16 protein-coding genes and 2 pseudogenes are annotated in these 21642 nt (G+C 38.8%); 14 read left to right on the top strand and 4 right to left on the bottom strand.

The window, feature by feature from the left end:
- Window positions 1-122 precede the first annotated feature (122 nt).
- From ACIFUW_RS08135 to rbfA, 7 genes are all read left to right on the top strand, one after another.
- On the top strand, window positions 123-4481 hold the full coding sequence (locus ACIFUW_RS08135; protein WP_002288497.1) for a PolC-type DNA polymerase III: 4359 nt from the start codon (window positions 123-125) through the stop codon (window positions 4479-4481).
- A 144-nt stretch (window positions 4482-4625) separates the two neighbouring features.
- Window positions 4626-5099 (top strand): ribosome maturation factor RimP, encoded by a 474-nt coding sequence (rimP, locus tag ACIFUW_RS08130; protein ID WP_002288499.1) that lies wholly within the window; start codon window positions 4626-4628, stop codon window positions 5097-5099.
- A 22-nt stretch (window positions 5100-5121) separates the two neighbouring features.
- Window positions 5122-6297, top strand: a complete 1176-nt coding sequence (gene nusA, locus ACIFUW_RS08125; protein ID WP_002288500.1) for a transcription termination factor NusA — start codon at window positions 5122-5124, stop codon at window positions 6295-6297.
- 21 nt (window positions 6298-6318) lie between these two features.
- Window positions 6319-6612 (top strand): RNase P modulator RnpM, encoded by a 294-nt coding sequence (gene rnpM, locus ACIFUW_RS08120; RefSeq protein ID WP_002288501.1) that lies wholly within the window; start codon window positions 6319-6321, stop codon window positions 6610-6612.
- The gene (locus tag ACIFUW_RS08115; protein ID WP_085811517.1) at window positions 6609-6920 is read left to right on the top strand and encodes a YlxQ-related RNA-binding protein; all 312 of its coding nucleotides are present in this window, start codon (window positions 6609-6611) and stop codon (window positions 6918-6920) included. The genes rnpM and ACIFUW_RS08115 overlap by 4 nt, the downstream gene beginning before the upstream one ends.
- Before the next feature lie 12 nt (window positions 6921-6932).
- On the top strand, window positions 6933-9239 hold the full coding sequence (gene infB, locus ACIFUW_RS08110) for a translation initiation factor IF-2 (RefSeq protein ID WP_085811518.1): 2307 nt from the start codon (window positions 6933-6935) through the stop codon (window positions 9237-9239).
- 26 nt (window positions 9240-9265) lie between these two features.
- Window positions 9266-9613 (top strand): 30S ribosome-binding factor RbfA, encoded by a 348-nt coding sequence (gene rbfA, locus ACIFUW_RS08105; RefSeq protein WP_002288513.1) that lies wholly within the window; start codon window positions 9266-9268, stop codon window positions 9611-9613.
- Between the two features lie 156 nt (window positions 9614-9769).
- Here rbfA and ACIFUW_RS08100 read toward each other — a convergent pair.
- Window positions 9770-10226: pseudogene (locus tag ACIFUW_RS08100) on the bottom strand (carbohydrate ABC transporter permease); the annotation flags it as partial.
- Window positions 10227-10390: 164 nt separating this feature from the next.
- Between ACIFUW_RS08100 and ACIFUW_RS08095 the strand changes: the two are divergent.
- Window positions 10391-12753: pseudogene (locus ACIFUW_RS08095) on the top strand (phosphoketolase family protein).
- A 72-nt stretch (window positions 12754-12825) separates the two neighbouring features.
- On the opposite strand, the gene ACIFUW_RS08090 reads toward ACIFUW_RS08095, so the two are convergent.
- Window positions 12826-13785 (bottom strand): IS30 family transposase, encoded by a 960-nt coding sequence (locus ACIFUW_RS08090; RefSeq protein ID WP_002303350.1) that lies wholly within the window; start codon window positions 13783-13785, stop codon window positions 12826-12828.
- A 401-nt stretch (window positions 13786-14186) separates the two neighbouring features.
- Between ACIFUW_RS08090 and truB the strand changes: the two genes are divergently transcribed.
- From truB to ACIFUW_RS08065, 5 genes are all read left to right on the top strand, one after another.
- Complete coding sequence (truB, locus tag ACIFUW_RS08085; RefSeq protein ID WP_002288520.1) at window positions 14187-15110, top strand: tRNA pseudouridine(55) synthase TruB; 924 nt, start codon at window positions 14187-14189, stop codon at window positions 15108-15110.
- A gap of 3 nt (window positions 15111-15113) precedes the next feature.
- A complete protein-coding gene (gene ribF, locus ACIFUW_RS08080) occupies window positions 15114-16055 on the top strand; it encodes a riboflavin biosynthesis protein RibF (RefSeq protein WP_002288521.1) in 942 nt (313 codons plus the stop codon).
- A 351-nt stretch (window positions 16056-16406) separates the two neighbouring features.
- Window positions 16407-17192 (top strand): SDR family oxidoreductase, encoded by a 786-nt coding sequence (locus ACIFUW_RS08075; RefSeq protein WP_002288522.1) that lies wholly within the window; start codon window positions 16407-16409, stop codon window positions 17190-17192.
- A gap of 12 nt (window positions 17193-17204) precedes the next feature.
- Window positions 17205-18056 (top strand): GRP family sugar transporter, encoded by an 852-nt coding sequence (locus ACIFUW_RS08070; protein ID WP_002288523.1) that lies wholly within the window; start codon window positions 17205-17207, stop codon window positions 18054-18056.
- A gap of 195 nt (window positions 18057-18251) precedes the next feature.
- Window positions 18252-19547 carry an ISL3 family transposase gene (locus ACIFUW_RS08065; RefSeq protein ID WP_002296623.1) on the top strand — a complete coding sequence of 432 codons (1296 nt, stop codon included), beginning with the start codon at window positions 18252-18254 and terminating at the stop codon, window positions 19545-19547.
- A gap of 143 nt (window positions 19548-19690) precedes the next feature.
- Here the strand turns inward: ACIFUW_RS08065 and ACIFUW_RS08060 are convergent, their stop codons facing one another.
- Both ACIFUW_RS08060 and ACIFUW_RS08055 read right to left on the bottom strand, forming a co-directional pair.
- The gene (locus ACIFUW_RS08060; RefSeq protein ID WP_002296526.1) at window positions 19691-20143 is read right to left on the bottom strand and encodes a helix-turn-helix domain-containing protein; all 453 of its coding nucleotides are present in this window, start codon (window positions 20141-20143) and stop codon (window positions 19691-19693) included.
- A 464-nt stretch (window positions 20144-20607) separates the two neighbouring features.
- A complete protein-coding gene (locus ACIFUW_RS08055) occupies window positions 20608-20976 on the bottom strand; it encodes an iron chaperone (protein ID WP_002294467.1) in 369 nt (122 codons plus the stop codon).
- 149 nt (window positions 20977-21125) lie between these two features.
- Here ACIFUW_RS08055 and ACIFUW_RS08050 point away from each other — a divergent pair, with 149 nt between their 5' ends.
- Complete coding sequence (locus ACIFUW_RS08050; protein ID WP_002294466.1) at window positions 21126-21608, top strand: YbaK/EbsC family protein; 483 nt, start codon at window positions 21126-21128, stop codon at window positions 21606-21608.
- Window positions 21609-21642 lie beyond the last annotated feature (34 nt).

Genomic DNA, 21642 nt, shown 5'->3' with positions numbered 1-21642 from the left:
AATCGCAGTTCCAATTTTTTAATGTAAAACTCAGAAAAAACGAGTATACTAAAAGGTACTGAAAAAGAAGAGGATAAGATGCGATCAATTGCATTGTTTCTCATCAGAAAGGGCGTATATCTTTGTCAGAAAAACGAGATTTATTTGAAAAACTGTTGGAACAAATCCAACTAGAGGAAGCAGAAAAAAATCATCCACTGCTTACTGCTGGTGAAATGGATAGTGTAGTGGTCCATCGTAAATCGCGTTTATGGGAATTTACGCTGCATTTTTCCAAAATTTTGCCTATTATGCTATATCGGTCATTGACTCAGCATCTGACTATCGCTTTTAAAGATATTGCACAAGTCAAACTGAATATCTTAGCAGATGACCAGACATTCGATGAACAGCTCTTGCAAGATTACTGGGCCCAAGCTTTGGAAAATCAGCAATGCGATACACCACTAGCACAGCAAGTATTGAAAACGCAGGTACCTGTGATAAAAGATCGTAAAGTCATCTTGCCAATCGACAGTACAGGAGCTATTTCTTATTTGAAGCAACAATACTTGCCATTAGTAGAAGAGTTGTTCGTCAGTTACGGATTCCCAAAATTTCGTATCGAACCAGAAGTGGATGAGCAGCAAGCGGAACGAGTATTGAAACTTTTTGAAGAACGCAAACAAGAACAGGCAGAAGCCTTTATGAAGCAAGCAGCTGAAAGTCTAGTTGTCCACGAACAAAAGAAAAAGGAAAGAAAAGAGCAATCGCCAGCTCTTGAAGGACCCATCCACATCCAGCTAGGACGAAATATTCCAGCCGATGAACCAACGACACCAATGATCAGTATCGTTGAAGAAGAACGAAGAGTCACACTTGAGGGGTACGTATTCGACAAAGAAGTCAGAGAACTACGTTCAAAACGCAAGATCTTGACTTTGAAAATCACAGATTATACTTCATCATTTATCGTCAAAAAATTCTCGAACGGCGAAAAAGATGAACAAGTATTTGATGCGATCAGTGTCGGTAGCTGGTTAAAGGTACGAGGAAGTATTCAAGAAGATACGTTTGTCCGTGATTTGGTCATGAATGCGCAAGATATCATAGAAGTCAAACATACACCTCGCAAAGATTATGCTCCTGAAGGGGAAAAACGAGTAGAGCTTCATGTTCATAGCAATATGAGTACGATGGATGCAACAAACAGCATCTCTGATCTTGTGGCACAAGCAGGGAAATGGGGACACCGAGCTATCGCCATTACAGACCACGGTGGTGCGCAAGCCTTTCCGGAAGCACATAGTGCTGGAAAAAAAGCAGGTGTGAAAATCTTATACGGCGTGGAAGCGAATGTCGTAGATGATGGTGTCCCAATTGCTTATAATGATGCACATGAAGCATTGAGTGAAGCCACATATGTCGTATTTGACGTGGAAACGACAGGATTGTCTGCAGTATATGACACGATCATCGAGCTAGCCGCAGTCAAAATGTATAAAGGAAATGTGATCGAAAGCTTTGATGAATTTATCGATCCAGGACATCCTTTGTCACGAACAACGGTAGATCTGACTGGTATCACGGATGGAATGGTTCGAGGATCAAAGTCGGAAGAAGAAGTATTGCGGATGTTCCTTGAATTTTCAAAAGATACAATTTTGGTAGCCCACAACGCGGCTTTTGATATGGGGTTCTTGAATACTAGCTACGCAAGGTATGGTATTCCTGAAGCGGCCAATCCAGTCATTGATACGTTGGAATTAGCTAGATATCTGTATCCTCAATTCAAACGTTTCGGATTAGGTGTGTTATCTAAAAAATTTGGTGTCAGCTTGGAACAGCATCACCGAGCAATCTATGATGCTGAAGCAACTGGTCACTTAGCATGGATCTTTGTGAAAGAGGCAATGGACAATCATAACATGCTTTATCATGATCAGCTAAATGAGCATATCGGAGAAGGAGATTCTTACAAAAGGGCTCGACCTTTCCATGTAACGATTTTAGCAAAAAATCAGGCAGGACTGAAAGATTTGTTCAAACTGATTTCAATGTCGAATGTCGAATACTTCGAACGCGTCCCACGAATACCACGCTCCCAATTGAAAAAGATGCGTGAAAATCTATTGATCGGCTCAGCTTGTGATAAGGGAGAAATATTCGAAGCCATGATGCAAAAAGGGGTAGAAGAGGCAAGAAACCGAGCAAAATTCTACGATTATATTGAAGTTATGCCAAAAGCGGTCTATGCGCCTTTGATCGAGCAAGAATTGGTAAAAAATGAACATGATTTGGAAGAAATTATCCAAAATTTGGTAGAAATCGGAAAAAGTTTGGATAAAATCGTTGTTGCAACAGGTAATGTACATTATCTGAACGAAGAAGATGCCATTTACCGAAAAATTTTGATCAATTCTATGGGCGGAGCGAATCCGTTGAATCGTCATAGTTTGCCGGATGTCCATTTCCGAACAACCGATGAGATGCTAACTGCATTTCACTTTTTAGGGGAAGAAACAGCGAAAGAGATCGTAGTAGAAAATACGAATAAAATCGCAGATATCTGCGAAGAAGTGATTCCAGTCAAAGATGAACTTTATACACCGAAGATTCCAGGTTCAGAAGATGAAATATCAGAATTGAGTTACACAAAAGCAAAACAAATGTACGGAGATCCGTTACCTGAGATCATTCAAAAACGATTAAAAAAAGAGTTGAATTCTATTAATGGTAATGGCTTCTCGGTTATTTATCTGATCGCCCAAAAACTAGTGCATAAAAGTAATGAAGATGGCTATCTAGTAGGTTCACGTGGCTCTGTTGGCTCTAGCTTTGTTGCGACGATGACAGGAATCACTGAAGTTAATCCGTTAGCCCCTCATTATTATTGTCCAGAGTGCCAATATTCCGAGTTTTTTGAAGATGGTACGTATGGTTCTGGATTTGACATGCCAGAAAAACAATGTCCAAAATGTGGTGCACGCTTAAACAAAGACGGTCATGATATTCCATTTGAGACATTTTTAGGATTCCATGGAGACAAAGTGCCCGATATTGATTTGAACTTCTCAGGTGATTATCAAGCAGAAGCCCATAACTATACGAAAGTATTGTTTGGCGAAGACTATGTTTACCGTGCCGGAACGATTGGTACAGTCGCCGACAAAACAGCATATGGCTATGTAAAAGGATACGAAAGGGACAATAATCTGCAGTTTCGAAGTGCAGAAGTCGACAGATTAGCAAAAGGCGCTACTGGAGTCAAACGGACAACCGGCCAGCATCCAGGGGGGATCATCGTTATTCCCGATTATATGGATGTCTATGATTTTACGCCGATCCAATATCCAGCAGACGATCAAAATTCGGAATGGAAAACGACTCATTTTGATTTTCACTCGATTCACGATAATGTATTGAAATTAGATATTCTAGGGCATGATGACCCAACTGTTATTCGGATGCTTCAAGATTTATCAGGGATCGATCCACAAACGATCCCTACGGATGACCCGGAAGTGATGCGGATATTTGCCGGTCCTGAAGTACTTGGAGTAAGTCAGGAACAAATTTATTCCAAAACAGGGACATTAGGTATTCCAGAATTCGGCACTCGTTTTGTTCGAGGGATGCTAGAAGAAACGCATCCTACAACTTTTGCAGAACTACTGCAAATTTCCGGACTATCTCATGGTACAGACGTATGGTTAGGAAATGCGGAAGAATTGATTCGACGAGGAGATGCGACACTGGCGGAAGTAATCGGCTGTCGTGATGATATTATGGTTTATTTGATCCATGCTGGATTAGATAGCGGGATGGCATTTAAAATCATGGAAACTGTTCGTAAAGGACAATGGAACAAGATCCCTGATGAATTGCGAGAAACCTATCTATCGGCGATGAAAGAAAATAATGTGCCCGACTGGTATATCGATTCTTGTTCAAAAATCAAATATATGTTTCCGAAAGCCCATGCTGCAGCTTACGTATTGATGGCTCTTCGTGTCGCTTATTTCAAGGTTTATTTCCCTATTTTGTATTACTGTGCATACTTTTCTGTACGTGCAGACGACTTTGATCTAGTCTCCATGTGCAAAGGAAAAGATGCTGTGAAACAAGCAATGAAAGAAATCACGGACAAAGGATTAGATGCTTCCGTAAAAGAAAAGAATCAACTGACAGTGCTGGAGTTAGCCAATGAAATGCTGGAACGAGGATTCAAATTTGGAATGATTGATTTGTATAAATCGGATGCCGTTAACTTTGTTATTGAAGGTGATACGTTGATCGCACCATTTAGAGCTGTCCCAAGTTTGGGAACCAACGTGGCAAAACAAATCGTTGAAGCAAGAAAAGACGGTCCATTTTTATCCAAAGAAGATCTTGCCACCCGCGGTAAAGTTTCAAAAACATTGATCGAATATATGAACGACAATGGCGTATTGAAAGATCTACCAGATGAAAATCAATTATCGTTATTCGATATGCTATAAGCATCTGTTTTCCTGTCTGCTTGTAATTTTAAGCAGAGTATGGTATAGTTCTTATAGGTAATGATACTAACTGTGAGTGAGCGGATTTTTCGCTCACTCTTTTTAATGGAATTACGCACTTAATTTTTTAAGGAGGCGAAACTTTTGAGTAGCGTCGTTGAAACAGTCACAGAAATGGTGACACCGATTTTAGATGAACAAAATTTTGAACTTGTCGAAGTCGAATTTGTAAAAGAAGGAAAAAGCTGGTTCTTACGAGTATTTATTGACAAAGAAGGCGGTATCGATATCGAAGAATGCGCCTTTGTCAGTGAGAAACTGAGTGAAAAACTTGATGCAGCAGATCCAGATCCGATTCCTCAAGCCTATTTCCTGGAGGTATCCTCCCCGGGAGCAGAGCGGCCATTGAAAAAAGAAAGCGACTATGAAAAGGCACTTGGTGATTATGTCCATGTCTCCTTATACCAACCAGTAGATGGCGAAAAACAATATGAAGGATTTCTTCAATCATTTGATGCTGAACAGCTTACATTGAAAATACGCATAAAAACACGAGAAAAAGAATTGACTTTTGACCGAAAAAATATTGCAAAAGCTCGCTTAGCTATCCAATTTTAATCACGGAGAGGAATCAGAAAAAATGAGTAAAGAAATGTTAAATGCGTTAGACGCTTTAGAAGCTGAAAAAGGGATCTCAAAAGAAATCGTGATCGATGCTTTAGAAGCAGCATTGGTTTCTGCATACAAACGTCACTATGGCCAAGCACAAAACGTCGAAGTGGAATTTGATCAGAAAAAAGGAAAGATCCATGTCTATGCGGTAAAAGAAGTAACGGAAGAAGTGATGGATTCACAGTTGGAAGTCTCATTGAAAGATGCACTTTTAATCAATCCAGCATATGAGATCGGTGATACGATCCGTTTTGAAGTAACACCAAAAGATTTTGGGCGGATCGCTGCGCAAACGGCTAAACAAGTTATTTTACAGCGTGTACGTGAAGCAGAAAGAACGATTATTTATAACGAATTCAGTGCTTATGAAAAAGACATCATGCAAGGAATCGTCGAACGCCAGGATAAACGTTATATTTATGTCAATCTTGGTAAAATTGAGGCAGTTCTTTCTAAACAAGATCAAATGCCAAATGAATTTTATCAACCACATGATCGAATCAAAGTTTATGTTTCCCGAGTAGAAAATACGTCTAAAGGTCCGCAAGTATTTGTTAGCCGCAGCCATCCAGACCTATTGCGCCGCTTATTTGAGCAAGAAGTACCAGAAGTCTATGATGGAATCGTTGAAATTGTCAGCATCGCCCGTGAAGCTGGCGATCGTTCAAAAGTGGCAGTTCGCTCAAATGATCCAAATATCGATGCAGTCGGTACATGTGTCGGGCCAAAGGGACAACGAGTTCAAGCAATCGTCAATGAATTAAAAGGCGAAAACATGGATATCGTCGAATGGAATGAAGATCCAGCTGTATTCATTGCAAATGCATTGAATCCTGCACAAGTCATGGATGTGATCTTCGATGAGACAAATCCAAAGGCCTGCACAGTTGTCGTTCCAGACTACCAATTATCGCTAGCAATCGGTAAACGCGGACAAAACGCACGTTTAGCTGCTAAATTGACTAACCATAAAATCGATATCAAATCAGAATCTGACATGACGGAATTTTATGAAAATCAAGAACAACAAAAAGAAACAGAAGAACTGCATGATGAAGCAATCGTTCAGTCAGATTTAACAGACGATGAATATGAAACAATTGCATTCAACAATGAAACGGTCGAAGAAAAACCAGAAGCTTAACTTTAGTAAGGAGGCAAAGAGATGAAACAAAGGAAAATTCCTTTACGCAAATCCGTGGTTTCAGGTGAAATGAAACCTAAAAAAGAGATGGTCCGAATCACCCGTTCAAAAGAAGGGGAAGTATCGATCGATCCAACTGGAAAAATGCCTGGACGAGGAGCGTATGTCTCACTTGAGCCGGAAGAAGTACAACAAGCTTGGGATAAAAAAATTCTCGATCGAGTACTCGAAACAACATTAACAGATGAGTTTTATCAAGAACTTCTTGACTATGTCACTCACCAAAAAGCACGTAAAGAGTTATTTGGAAAATGAATACAGTTAATCGGCAAGAAGCCATGAATCTCATCGGTCTAGCGATGCGCGCGGGAAAACTAATCACGGGTGAAGAACTGACCATTGCTGAAATCCGCAAACAAAAAGCAAAATTGGTGTTTGTGGCAACCGATGCAAGCGAGAATACAAGAAAAAAGATAAAAGATAAGAGTTCATATTATGAAGTTCCTTGCTTTGAGCTATTTTCTGAAGCAGAAATCACGCAGATGATCGGAAAACCTCGCAAGGTATTCGGAATAATGGATGCCGGATTTGCGAAGAAGACCAAGGAGCTAATTGAAGGTTAGGAAGGTGATTGCATGGGCAACAAAAGAATCTATGAATTAGCAAAAGAACTCAAAAAATCTAGTAAAGACGTCGTGGAAAAAGCACAACAACTTGGCATCGATGTGAAAAACCATATGGGTGCGATTACTAGCAATGATGAGAAGAAATTGCAACAAGCGTTCAAAAACCCAAGCACGAAACAACAAGCTGCACAACAAGCAAGCAGAAAACCAGCCAATCAACAGCCGAACGATCAACGTAAAAAAGAAACAACGAACAATCAACAAAAAAATAAAAATAACCGCAGTTATCAAGATCGCGGTCAAGGGAGCGGTCAAGTGAATCAAGGAAAAAAACCAACAACAAACCCAAATAATACGGGAAATACCAGCAGCCAAAATCGTCAAGGAACGAGCCAAGGCGGCAATCAAAACCGTACTAACAATAACAACAAACCAAACAATAACAATCGCGGCAAATTTAATAATAATAACCGTAATCGTTATAATAAAAAAGGTAAAAAAGGCAAACAGCAACAATCAACTAAACCAGCTGTACCACCACGCAAATTCCGTGAATTGCCAGATGTATTAGAGTATACTGAAGGTATGAACGTAGCAGATATTGCGAAAAAAATTCATCGTGAGCCAGCAGAAATCATTAAAAAATTATTTATGCTTGGTGTCATGGTCAATCAAAACCAAGCACTGGATAAAGATACGATTGAACTGTTAGCGACGGACTATGGCATGGAACCACAAGAAAAAGTCCAAGTTGACATTGCTGATATCGATAAATTCTTCGAGGCAGAAGAAGTCGATCCAGATAAATTAGTCTCACGTCCGCCAGTCGTAACGATTATGGGACACGTAGACCATGGGAAAACAACTTTATTGGATACATTACGCCATTCACGTGTAACAAGCGGCGAAGCCGGCGGAATCACACAGCATATCGGTGCCTACCAGATCGATATTGATGGTAAACCAATCACTTTCTTGGATACACCAGGACATGCGGCCTTTACAAGTATGCGTGCACGTGGAGCAAGTATCACAGATATCACGATCTTAGTTGTTGCTGCAGATGATGGCGTCATGCCACAAACAGTTGAAGCAATCAACCATGCCAAAGCTGCAGGCGTTCCAATCATCGTCGCTGTAAATAAAATTGATAAACCAGGTGCAAACCCTCAACATGTTATGCAAGAATTAAGTGAGTATGAGTTAATTCCTGAAGCATGGGGTGGAGAAACGATCTTTGTTGAGATCTCAGCGAAATTCGGCCAAAACATCGAAGAATTGCTGGAAATGATCCTGTTAGTCGCAGAAGTAGAAGATTTAAAAGCAGATCCAACACAACGCGCAATCGGAACAGTGATCGAAGCACGTCTTGATAAAGGTAAAGGTCCTGTGTCAACCTTACTTGTCCAAGAAGGAACACTTCATGTTGGTGACCCAATCGTTGTCGGTAATACTTACGGACGTGTCCGTGTAATGACAAACGATCTTGGCCGTCGCGATAAAGAAGCAGGACCTGCAACGCCAGTAGAAATCACTGGCTTGAATGATGTACCTCAAGCAGGTGACCGTTTCGTAGTCTTCGAAGACGAAAAGACAGCACGTGCAGCGGGTGAAGAACGCGCGAAACGTGCATTATTAGAAAACCGTGCTGCCACAAGCCGTGTGACTTTGGATAACTTATTTGAAAGCCTGAAAGAAGGCGAATTGAAAGAAGTTAACGTAATCATCAAAGCAGATGTACAAGGTTCAGCAGAAGCACTGGCTGCATCATTGAAGAAGATTGATGTGGAAGGTGTCCGTGTAAAAATCGTCCATTCAGCTGTCGGAGCAATCAATGAAAGTGATGTAACCTTAGCAGCAGCCAGCAACGCTATTATCATCGGTTTCAACGTTCGTCCTACACCGCAGGCAAAAGTGCAAGCTGATACTGAAGAAGTCGATATTCGTCTTCACCGTATCATCTATAAAGCCATCGAAGAAATCGAAACTGCGATGAAAGGGATGCTAGACCCTGAATTTGAAGAAAAAATCACCGGTCAAATGATCGTTCGTGAAACCTTCAAAGTTTCTAAAGTTGGTACGATTGCAGGTGCCTATGTAACAGAAGGATATATTCGTAGAGATAGCGGTGTCCGTGTAATCCGTGACGGAATCGTAATCTATGAAGGCCAACTTGCAAGTCTGAAACGATTCAAAGATGACGTGAAAGAAGTCAAAATGGGTTATGAATGTGGTGCAATGATTGAAAAATTCAATGACATCAAAGTAGATGACGTAATTGAAGGATTTATCATGGAAGAAGTCAAAAATGACTAAAAACTGATAAAAGGAGGCCAATCATTATGGCTAACTACCGTGACCGCCGAGTCGGTCAAGAAATCTTAAAAGAAGTCAATGATATTTTGCGCAAAAAGGTCCGTGACCCTCGTGTGGAGAACGTAACGATCACAGATGTGAAAGTTACGGGGGACTTACAGCAAGCAACGATCTATTACAGCATTTTATCTGACTTAGCATCAGATAAGAAAACAGCACAAGATGGATTGAATAAAGCATCAGGATTGATTCGTCGAGAGTTAGGGCACAATCTAAGTATTTATAAGACACCTGAATTGTTCTTTGAACTTGATGAATCAGTTGTCTATGGCAACCATATCGATGAATTGCTTCGCGACTTGAACAAAGACTAATCAAAAACTCCCGCAAATCCTGTGAAATCAGGGGTTGCGGGATTTTTTTGTTTTCATTAAGACGTATTACCTAAGAGTTCCATGACTTTAGTCTTGCGGCGTGTCAGCTAACCAAAAAAGAGAAAAAGAAAAGTAAAAAATTCGACTTTCTTTTTTCTAGTAGTATATAAATTTTTGCATATAGATAAAGATCAAGATACCGATAACGGAAGCTAGATTGTAATCTATTTTAGTGACAGTCAGGTATAGCCAAGTAACTAGAAGATCAGTGGAACCTGCACCATAAAAGTTTGAGTTTGTCGGTCCGTTGACAGTTAAAAGAAAAATCACGTTGAAGTTATTGATATTTCCGATTACGCCGCTTCGATTTGGTCACGATCCAAATTTTGGATAATCCCTGTAGAAATTAGCATAGTAGCTGGGATACCAATTCACATATTGACAAAGATAACAGAGACTTTTACATAAAACGGATCAATCAGGAAAGGAATTGCTCGATCCAGCCCCAGTTTTCCAGCAATGTGTTAACTGGCCCAGCGTCATTCAGCAAATTATGCATGATGAGGAGCGAAATGAACTGCGGAACAGCCATTGTGATAACGACAAGTTTTTTGGATCAATGTAAAAAACGTCAGCGAAAGGAAAAATTTCGTGGTTTTTTATACCTGTTCATTTGGCTAGATATAAAATCCAAACAAATGAACAGAAGTGCTTATTAGGTTTCAATTGGGAGTATCTGCGCTAGAATAAGAGTAATAATGAAAAGGAGTGTTATGTATGGATTATTCTAGTAAAGAATACTTTGATAAAATGACGGCTTGGTGGCGTGCTGCTAATTATCTTTCTGTTGGGCAACTTTATCTTAAAGATAACCCCTTACTGAGACGTACACTGAAACCCGAAGATGTCAAAAAACATCCAATCGGTCATTGGGGAACGATTCCTGGCCAAAATTTTATTTATGTCCATTTGAACCGAGTCATCAATAAATATGATTTGAACATGTTTTATATTGAAGGGCCAGGACACGGCGGACAAGTCATGGTATCGAATGCTTATTTAGATGGAAGTTACACAGAGATCTATCCAGAAGTAACGGAAGATGAGACAGGAATGCAAAAATTATTCAAACGATTTTCATTTCCTGGAGGCATTGCTTCTCATGCAGCACCAGAAACACCAGGTTCTATCCATGAAGGCGGAGAGCTTGGATACTCTCTTTCACATGCAGTCGGAGCTGTATTAGACAATCCTGAAGTAATCTCTGCTGTCGTGATTGGTGATGGTGAAGCGGAAACCGGTCCTTTAGCTGGAAGCTGGTTCTCAAATGTCTTTATCAATCCAGTGATAGATGGAGCTGTTTTACCGATCCTTCATTTAAATGGTGCAAAAATAGCCAACCCAACGATCTTGGCACGTAAATCAGATGGAGAATTAGCAAATTACTTTAACGGACTTGGCTGGGAACCTTTCTTTATTGAAGGAAATGATTCAGAAAAATTAAATCCTGTTATGGCTGAAAAAATGGATCAAGCAATCGAGAAAATTAAATCCATCCAAAAAGAAGCTCGCCTGAAGACAGCAACAGATGTCGTGATGCCAAAATGGCCAGTATTGATCGTACGCACACCAAAAGGATGGACCGGTCCAAAAGAATGGGACGGGGAACCAATTGAAGGAACCTTCCGAGCACACCAAGTACCGATTCCTGTAGATCAAGAACATATGGATCATGCAGATGCTTTACTCCGTTGGCTGAAATCCTATGAACCAGAAAAATTATTTGATGCACAAGGACGTATTTTAGAAGAAATCAGAGAAATCGCGCCTACTGGTGACCAAAGAATGGCAAAAAATCCTATCACCAATGGTGGAATCGATCCAAGACCGCTTATTATGCCAGATTGGAAAAAATATACTTTGCAATTTGAAAAACCAGGCTCCGTTAAAGCAGAAGATATGACCGAACTTGGTAAATTCGTTCGCGAGATCATTGAGAAAAATCCAGAAAATTTCCGTATATTTGGACCAGATGAAACAAAATCAAACCGATTGAATCAAGTTTTCAAAACGACAAATCGCCAATGGATGGAAAAAATCGAACCAGAAAATGATGAATGGCTTTCGCCATCTGGTCGCGTCATCGACAGTCAATTATCGGAACACCAAGATGAAGGGTTCTTAGAAGGGTACGTTCTGACTGGACGGCATGGTTTTTTGCAAGTTACGAATCATTCTTGCGAGTGGTTGACTCTATGTTGACTCAGCACTTCAAATGGATGCGGAAATCACATGACCTTTCTTGGCGAAATGATTATCCTTCGCTAAATCTCATTGCAAGCTCAACAGTCTTCCAGCAAGATCACAATGGATATAGCCACCAAGATCCAGGAATATTGACACATTTGGCAGAAAAGAAGGCGGAGTTCATCCGTGAATATCTGCCTGCGGATGCAAATACATTGCTCGCAGTCATGGATAAAGCATTCCGCTCGTCAGAAAAAATCAATTTGATCATCTCTTCCAAACATCCGCGTGCTCAATTTTACTCAGCAGAAGAAGCAGCCGTCTTAGTGAATGAAGGCTTGAAAATCATTGATTGGGCTTCGACAGCAAAAGAGGAGGAACCTGAATTGGTCATTGCTGCTGCAGGAACGGAATCTAACTTAGAAGCATTAGCAGCTGTAACTTTGCTGCTGGAAGAATTCCCAAAACTAAAAATTCGGTTCATCAATGTCGTAGATTTATTGAAATTACGTCATCCAAGTCAAGATCCGCGTGGGTTGAGCGATGAAGAATTTGATCAATATTTTACAAAAGACAAACCGATCTTATTTGCTTTCCACGGTTATGAAACATTGGTCCGCACGATTTTCTTTGATCGTCATAACCATCATTTAATGATTCATGGCTACAAAGAAAATGGAGATATCACGACACCATTTGACATGCGTGTAGTAAATGAACTTGATCGTTATCATTTGGCAAAAGACGCAGCTTTAAAAATCAAAGGAAGTCAAGCAGAAGATTTTGCGAAAAAAATGGATCAGAAATTACAAGAACATCAAAACTATATTCGTGAAAATGGTATTGATCTGCCAGAAGTATTGGATTGGAAATGGAAAAATCTTGACCAATAAAATGATAAAATCGATCCCGCAAAATAGAATTTTTTACATTGATTAAGAAACTGAAAAAATAAATTTCGTTTGTCAAATTAAGTTAGACAAATCATCTTTTGTGACGTAACTCAAAAATACTTCCATTGGTGTCCGATAGTGTAATGATTTTCTAGGAATATGATTTCGTTTCGATGCCACCGATTGGATAAAGGTTTCAGATACACCATTAAAATCCATAGCTTTATACAAACCATCTTTACGTAATAAGCCATTTGAATGTTCATTCAATCCTCGTTGAGAAGGTGTTCCTGGATCCGCAAAATAAATTGAAATATCGTTGGTATTACTAATCTTTTTCCAATTTGAGAATTCTTTTCCACAATCAAATGTGATGGATTTAAATAAGTTTTTTGGGACACAACGAAACCATTGATTCAGCCTATTTTCAATGTCTTTAGCCTGTCTGCCTTCGGGTTTCAAGGTAATGATGACTTTAGATAGCCGTTCAACTAATGTGATGACCGCGCTTTTATGTTTTCCACCCACGATAGTGTCACCTTCCAGGTGACCAAATTCATGATCAAACTGGGTATAGTCTGTCTTTCTGTCTCGGATTGACCGGCGAAACCCTTGTTTTCCTCTTTTTTCTTTATGACCGTTTGGTTTTCTTTTTCCCTTCATTGGTAAATCGTGAGTGTCAAAGGTTTTATCTTTAAACATTCGATACAGTGTGCGTACCGAACAAGCAATAGGAAACTCTGCTCGACCAATAAGGACATCAGGAGCCCACCCTTGAACAACCTTTTTTTGAATGTATTCCTGTTGCTCATCAGGTAAAACAATCGGATGTCTTCCGCAGTTACGTTTGTTTTTCTTATATTGTTTATAGTAGCTCATTGCGCTTCCACCAGATTTAAGAAAACGATAGACCTTATAAATAGTTTGTCGAGAACGTTGTAACAGATTGGCTACTTTTGAAACAGGTTGTGATTGATTGAAATAAGCTTCTATCATTACGAGTTCAGTTGGTGTAAGATGGTTATAGGTCATTTGTACTCACTCCTTATAATTCTTTCGTCGGAACTATTTTGAGTGTAGCACAAATGACTTTTTTTAGTTGTCTAGCTTAATTTTACAATCGGCGAAATAAAAAAAACGGAAAAAAGACTGGAAGAATGGCCAGTCTTTTTTTTCGTTTTTGGGAAGTGAAAACCAAACTATTTACCTGTAAGCCACCCATAAATCCAATCAAATGGTGCAAAGAAAAAATCTTCCATTCTATTCCCTCCTTTAAAAAAGCATAACATGATTTCTATTTACGTGAGCATGAATTTTGTTACGTTTTTATTGCCGAAAAATAAAAACCGTTCATTATGATGTCAAATTCGTCAGTAATTGATGCAATGTGTTATAATAATTCAGTTAAATCAAAAATGAAATGGAGAAAAGACATGGACGGGTTATTACCTTTATGGAAAGAACGCGGAATGACAAGTCATGATTGCGTATTCAAATTAAGAAAAATCTTACATACGAAAAAAATCGGACATGGGGGTACGCTTGACCCAGACGTAGACGGTGTGTTGCCCATTTGTATTGGAAAAGCCACAAAAGTTATCGAATATTTGACAGATTCTGGGAAAATCTATGTAGGCGAGATAACTCTAGGTTTCAGTACAACGACGGAAGATCGATCCGGAGAACGGGTAGAAACAAAACCAGTAGATATGTCTTTATCTGAAAAAAAAATAGATGAAGTGATGGCTTCATTTATTGGTGAGATCACCCAGATACCACCAATGTACTCAGCGGTAAAAGTCAACGGTAAGCGGTTATATGAATATGCCCGCAATAATGAAACAGTGGAGCGTCCTGTTAGAAAGGCTCAGATTTACCGTTTTATCCGGACAAGTGAATTGACAAGAGACGAAGTGACAGGAACCATTTCTTGGCGCTTCGAAGTAGAATGCGGGAAAGGAACCTATGTCCGCACATTAGCTGTAGATACAGGCAAGAAACTTGGTTACCCTGCGCACATGTCTGATCTGACCCGAACAGCAAGTGCCGGTATGTCCCAGAAGGATGCTCTGACATTAGAAGAAGTAGCTCAAGCTGTGAAAAATGGGACAATCGATGATTGTTTGCTGCCAATAGAAAAAGGAGTGGAACGGTTCAAACGAGTAGATATTACTGATGAAGTATGGCAGAAAGTAAAAAACGGTATGAGACTTGATTATACTGTATTTGCGCTCCCAGAAATGCCGTCAGAAGAAATTGCTTTGTTTTATAAAGGAAAAGTTGTCAGTATTTATCAGCCAAACCCGAAAGAAAAAAACAAATTAAAACCTAGTAAAGTATTGAGAAATGAGGAATAACGAATGAATATCATCAAGATCAGACATCCTTACCAATCAGAACAAATTCCAGAAGACGATGTCGTTTTAGTGCTGGGATTTTTCGACGGCGTGCATATCGGACACCAGAAAGTCATAAAGACAGGTATGGAAATTGCACAAAAAGAAGGATTGAAATTAGCATTGATGACTTTCAATCAGCATCCATCTATTGTCTTTAAAAAGATCGATCCTAGCAGCGTGAAATATTTGACTAGCCTTAAGCAAAAAGAAGAAAAAATGGCCGCTTTGGGTATAGATTATTTATATGAAGTTGATTTTACTTCTTCTTTTGCTCATTTAGCACCGCAGGAATTTGTTGATCAATACATCGTAGGGTTACATGCAAAATATGCTGTTTCCGGTTTTGATTATACGTATGGACCAAAAGACATTGCAGATGTCGCTCATTTTCCTGAATATGCCAAAGGAAGATTCAAAATCGTCACAGTTTCTAAAGAAGAAGAACAAGGTGAAAAAATCAGCTCTACCCGTATTCGTGGATTACTAGACAGCGGACAAGTAAAAGAAGCAGCAAAACTATTAGGTTGCACATATGAGGTAGAAGGGGTAGTTGTCCATGGCGATGCACGAGGCAGACTACTAGGATTCCCTACAGCAAATGTCAAAGTAAAGAGCACGGTTCATTTGCCTAAAGAAGGTGTTTATGTGTCGGAAATAAAAATTGGGGAAACATGGTATCCAGCCATGGGTTCAATTGGACATAATGATACATTCGGTGAAGGACGGGAGCTGACTGTAGAGTTGTATATTTTGGACTTTAATCAAGATATCTATGGTGAACATGTCGCGGTACGCTGGAATCAATTTTTAAGAGATCAAGTGAAATTTTCTAGTGTAGAGGAATTGATTGAACAACTCAAGGAGGATGAACAAGCAACAGCTGAATATTTTTCTCAGCAATAAAACATTATGCATAAAATCTCTTGTTTATGTATAACTAGCAATTACAATAAAATGGGTGATAAATAAGCCCAGGAAAGGGGCTGTGACAAAAGTCTTGTCACAGCCTTTTTTTCCAAATAAATGGTTTTTCAGAAGTAGCTTCTTCGGAAATAAGCCGAAATTTCTTGAAGCTGACCACTTCTGTCACAACCTCTTTCTTTATAGAAATAAAAGGACACTAGCAATTCATGAAAACGATTGCTAGAGCGTATCATTTGCTTTAGACTATATATCTTGGTGTACACTCACTTTAAGGCGGAAATAAAAGTTATCCGTAATAACAGGTTTAGGTATGAAAAAGGAGTGGGTACTATGTACAAGGAATTAGAAAACAAAGTCGCAGTAGTAACTGGTGGCTCAAAGGGGATTGGAACAGCGATTGCTCAACGATTCGGGAAAGAAAAAATGAATGTAGTTGTCAACTATAACTCGGATAAAGAAGGAGCAGAAAAAGCAGTCAAAGCAATCGAAGAGGCAGGCGGAAAAGCAGTCTCTGTACAAGCAGATGTCAGTTCTGAAGAAGGAATACAGCGTTTACTTGATACGGCTTTAGAAAATTTTGGGACACTGGACGTTTGGGTTAATAATGCTGGGATGGAAAATCAGCATCCAACCCATGAACTTAGCCTTGAAGATTGGGAAAGAGTGTTAAAAGTCAATTTGACTGGCGTTTTTATCGGAACGAAAGCGGCTTTAAATTACTTTACAGAGAATAATAAAAAAGGAAATATCATCAATATGTCTTCTGTTCATGAACAGATCCCATGGCCAACGTTTGCTCATTACGCTGCTTCAAAAGGCGGGGTAAAATTATTTACCGAAACGGTAGCAATGGAGTATGCACCGAAGGGAATCAGAATCAATAGTATAGGCCCTGGTGCTATCCGTACACCTATTAATGCGGCAAAATTTGATGATCCTGAACAAAAAGAACTCTTGGAAAGTATGATCCCACTAGGACGCGTAGGTGAACCAAAAGAAATAGCGGCGACAGCTGCATGGTTGGCTTCAGACGAATCCAGTTATGTTACAGGTATTACACTATTTGCAGATGGTGGGATGACTTTATATCCTTCTTTCCAAGGTGGAAAAGGATAAGGGTGAATAAAAATGGGTTTATTGATTGCATTGATCCCGGCAGTTGGCTGGGGGATCCAGCCACTGATTTTGAAAAAGATTGGTGGCAGACCAACAAATGAGATATTAGGAACTGGTATTGGAGCGGTGCTTGTCGGCTTACTCGTTCAATTATTCGCTTCTCCAGCTGGTATTTCAGTGACTACATTTTTGATTAGTTTACTTTCTGGTGCATTTTGGGTTATTGGACAAACAGGACAGTATACATCTTTCAACTTGATTGGTGTTTCTAAAACGATGCCAATTTCGACTGCATTACAGTTAGTCGGAACCTCGTTGATTGGTGTCTTCGCTTTTGGAGAATGGTCTGGAAGTATGGGGAAAATCATTGGAGCAGCAGCAATCATTCTTCTTGTATTTGGTTCTGCTTTAACGGCAATCAGTGATGATCCTGGAAAAAAAGGCGGTATCACAAAAGGAATTAGTCTATTAGCATCAACAAGTATTGGTTATTGGGTATACAGTGCATTGCCTAAACTAGTTGATGCAAGCGGACTTTCCATTTTCTTTCCGCAAATGATCGGTGTCTTTTTAGGGGCAGTGATTTATGTGATTTTCCGTAAACCAACCGCATTTTCTGAAGACAAGAGTTGGAAAGCAACGATCGTTGGAGCCATCTTTAGTGTGTCAGCATTGGCTTATATTTTTTCAGCAAATGAAAATGGGGTTGCTACTGCATATATCATTACACAGCTAAACGTAGTTATCTCTACATTAGGCGGTATGTACATCCTGCATGAAAATAAGACACCAAAAGAAAAAAAATTAACGATTATCGGATTATTGCTGATCGTAGTAGGAAGCATGGTCACGGTCTTTATTTGAGGATAAAGATGGTAAAATTTCATTTATTAAAAAAATATTTGTTTGAACCAAACAGTAAGTACTTATAAAAAAAGGCTCTATACTTTTTGATGTTGGTGAACTTCACCAACATCTTTTTTGTATAAAAAAATATAGAAAAGACACCCTGAAATCCTTTAGAATTAATTTGGCTACCAATTCATAGGAGGATTCAAGATGTCTCATACTCAGCTTATCAAAGATACCCTAAATATTCTAGACCTAAATATCTATTTCGAGGAAAATTGTTTAACTAAAGAAAAATACAAAGGGCAAATTTGCTTGATTTACAAAGGAACTCTTCTGTACAAGCCAGAAGAGTGTTCCCATTGTCTTTGTGTCGTCCCCTCTAGGATCATTCGTTGGGGGACGACAACCGTTCGGTTGTTACTGAATGATGTGTCTGAGTATCGCACTTATCTGGAGCTGAAGAAACAACGATTTAAATGTAAGTCTTGCCAAAGAACATTCGTAGCGGATACCTCTGTTGCTGAAAAACACTGTTTCATTAGTCAAAAAGTTCGTTGGTCTGTCATTGCTCGCTTAAAAGAGAATACTTCCATGACGGAAATCGCTCGTCAGAAAAATATTTCCACTTCTTCGGTCTATCGTGTCATGAAGCGATTCTACCGCCCATTGAATCCTTTCAAACAGACTTTGCCAAAGGTCTTATGCTTTGATGAATTCAAATCGGTTCGAAGTGTTGCCAGTGCAATGAGTTTTATCATGATGGACGGACAAAGCCATGCATTATTGGATATTGTCGAAAATCGACGCTTGCCTTATTTAGAACGCTATTTTTCTCGGTTTTCATTAGCGACTCGTGAAGCCGTTCAATTGATTGTTATTGATATGTATGCGCCTTATGTTTCGTTGGTGAAAAAGCTTTTCCCGAATGCTCAGTTGATCATCGATCGTTTCCACATCGTCCAACATATTGGCAGAACTTTCTTGAATCATCGAGTGAAAGAAACCACGGTACGACTTAAAGGAAATTCCCACTCTCAACGAGGGTTAGGGAAAAAATTGAAGCGCTATTGGAAACTCCTACAAAAAGAAGAAGCAAAGTTAAACTATGAAAAACGGGTTTGGCGTGCCAGTTTTAAAGATTATTTGACTGAAAGTGAGATTGCCGATCGACTGTTAGCTGCTTGTCCCAACTTACGCCAAGGCTATCAGTTATACCAAGACATTCTTTATGCGGTAAAGAAAAGAGATCAGTCACTATTTGAGGATTGTTTAACTAGAGACATTAGCGGTCTGCCAGAAACCTATACAACCACTTTACGAACGTTTAAAAAGTTTCTGCCACAGATCCAAAATGCGCTTCACTACAGCTATTCAAACGGACCATTGGAATGCTTAAACAACCACATCAAAGTATTAAAACGCAATGCGTACGGCTTTCGCAACTTTTACAATTTCAAACTACGAATTATGATTCGTCATGGCAAAACATTTTTAACCAAATAAACAGAACAGAAAGAGGTTTTCTTCTTTCTGTTCTGTCCAAATTATTCTAAGATTTCTCTTTACCAACATCATTTGACAAAGAGCCTAAAAAAATAGCGCTAGAATTTCCAACATCTCTGGAATTTCTAGCGCTTTTTAATTGTTTAAGATACAAGGGAAATATCTGTCTGGATCAATAATTTTTCATTGATCCATTGACTAAAGTTTACGACATAATTGAAGTTACCACCGATTAGTATCTCCGCATGATTGTCTTTATAAAGATCGTATTGTAAAAGACGGTCTTTTTTATTTGCGTAAACATCGTTATGGTACTGGACTAATTGTTCTCGGAATTGATTGATTGCTGTAAAATCACGATATTGAAGGTTGAAACGCATCGTGATTGGTGCATTTAGCATGAATCGCTGCATTTCTTTTGCTGCTTCCTCTGCTTGATCTCCGTATAGGAACTCAAAAAGATTACGTTCAGAAAATTTCCATTGCCCGCCAACCTTTGTTCCTTTTAGTTTTCCTTCATGAAGATAATTTCTGATAGAACGTGTAGTAACACCTAATTGTTCGGCTAATTCATTTACTGAGTAAAAATCTTTCAATGTTCACCCTCCTATGTGAATGGTTCTACTGACTTAGTTGATATTTGCTTAATCACGAAATGTAGAAAGAACGATTTTAATTAAGGTCATTGTAAAAATCAAGTCAGAAAATTCTAACTTTTATTTCTCTAAAGAAATTCGTTCTCTCCTAAAGTGATATTATATTTAAATATACCTGAAAATAATGGGCAGTATTATGAAAGATCACTGATATTTTCTCGTATTTTTTCCTTATTCAAAAGTTTTGCAGGAAAATTGCTGAAAAAATAATTTTACTAAGTAGAAAATTCAAAGCCATTCAATCAGTGATTTTTTTCAGCACAAGAAAGACTCCTTATAAAAATAGCAGATACTTTGTCAATTAAGTGTTTAACCAGGGATGATAAAAAGGATAGGATTGAACAAAACCTGTATAAGGTGATGAATAGTTTCCTCGCCAGTAAAAGGTTTATTCGTATAAAGCTTTATCGCCAAAATTTATCATGACCTTTTTTATCTTCAATATTAAATGAAATCAATTGTTCAATCAATTCCCAGTTGATTACACTTTTCCAAGGAACTTTGATGACGTTATCCGTATATACGTAGCCTGCTTCTTGGATATTTTTTTCAAGGGCACGAATCGCTGCTTTTTCCGGTGCGATAGAAAAATGATTTTTAGCAAAACTAAATGCAATAATAAAGGTACCATGGTCAGTAAACATAGGTTGGTTCCATTTTACAGTTGTGTCTAGCTGGGGATACGTTTCTGTTATCTTAGCAAAAAGGTCTTTGATCTTTTGTTGATGTTCTTTTTCTTTGATTTGATTGATGATCGGCTGAAATTTTTCCATTCTAAAACGCCTCCATTAAGTGGTTTGATTTATTTTACCAGAAAAACAATAGTTATGTATAAAAAACGAACAAAACACAAGTAATGTTGTAACCGCTATATTTATATGATAAGATGTCTCAAATAATAAAATAGAAAAGAGACATAAAAATGATTGACTTGGCAAAGAAATTCTTACACGAAAATATATATTTTGAGTTGTATCATCATCGAGCCATTTATACAAATGAAGATGCTTTGGTAATAAAGAAAGAACAAGGATTTACAGGTACAGAGACCAAAAGCTTATTCTTAAAAGATAAAAAAGATAATAACTACGTATATCTGACTTTTACTACGAAACAAACGGATTTCAAAGCATTAGGGAAGATCGTCGGTAAAAGGCTTTCTATTGTTTCATCAGAACGCATGGAAGAACAAACGGGACAAAAGCAGGGCGCTGTTTCTCCGTTTGGTTATGAAAAACAGATTCCGATTATTATTGATGAAGAGCTCTTATCAAATGAAAAACTTGTTTTTGCACCAGGTAGACCAGATCAAACGATGGTCATCCAAACGGTTGACTTAAACAAAATCATCCAGCTACTTGAGATGCCGATATTTTTGATGCCGGCAAACGAAAAAAACAATTAACCAAGTAAAATAGTGCATACTTGGAGGTGAAGCA

It is taken from the genome of Enterococcus sp. PLH-Efm8, assembly GCF_053011625.1.
The sequence above is the reverse complement of the archived record's forward strand: the minus strand, read 5'-3'. Positions and strand labels throughout refer to the sequence as shown.

Bases quoted from the DNA above. Each gene is read 5' to 3' on its own strand.
- ACIFUW_RS08075 (WP_002288522.1), top strand. From the start codon at position 16,407: ATGTACAAGGAATTAGAAAACAAAGTCGCAGTAGTAACTGGTGGCTCA.
- ACIFUW_RS08065 (WP_002296623.1), top strand. From the start codon at position 18,252: ATGTCTCATACTCAGCTTATCAAAGATACCCTAAATATTCTAGACCTA.
- ACIFUW_RS08050 (WP_002294466.1), top strand. From the start codon at position 21,126: ATGATTGACTTGGCAAAGAAATTCTTACACGAAAATATATATTTTGAG.
- truB (WP_002288520.1), top strand. From the start codon at position 14,187: ATGGACGGGTTATTACCTTTATGGAAAGAACGCGGAATGACAAGTCAT.
- ribF (WP_002288521.1), top strand. From the start codon at position 15,114: ATGAATATCATCAAGATCAGACATCCTTACCAATCAGAACAAATTCCA.
- ACIFUW_RS08090 (WP_002303350.1), bottom strand. From the start codon at position 13,785: ATGACCTATAACCATCTTACACCAACTGAACTCGTAATGATAGAAGCT.
- ACIFUW_RS08070 (WP_002288523.1), top strand. From the start codon at position 17,205: ATGGGTTTATTGATTGCATTGATCCCGGCAGTTGGCTGGGGGATCCAG.
- rnpM (WP_002288501.1), top strand. From the start codon at position 6,319: ATGAAACAAAGGAAAATTCCTTTACGCAAATCCGTGGTTTCAGGTGAA.
- nusA (WP_002288500.1), top strand. From the start codon at position 5,122: ATGAGTAAAGAAATGTTAAATGCGTTAGACGCTTTAGAAGCTGAAAAA.
- infB (WP_085811518.1), top strand. From the start codon at position 6,933: ATGGGCAACAAAAGAATCTATGAATTAGCAAAAGAACTCAAAAAATCT.
- rbfA (WP_002288513.1), top strand. From the start codon at position 9,266: ATGGCTAACTACCGTGACCGCCGAGTCGGTCAAGAAATCTTAAAAGAA.
- ACIFUW_RS08115 (WP_085811517.1), top strand. From the start codon at position 6,609: ATGAATACAGTTAATCGGCAAGAAGCCATGAATCTCATCGGTCTAGCG.
- ACIFUW_RS08055 (WP_002294467.1), bottom strand. From the start codon at position 20,976: ATGGAAAAATTTCAGCCGATCATCAATCAAATCAAAGAAAAAGAACAT.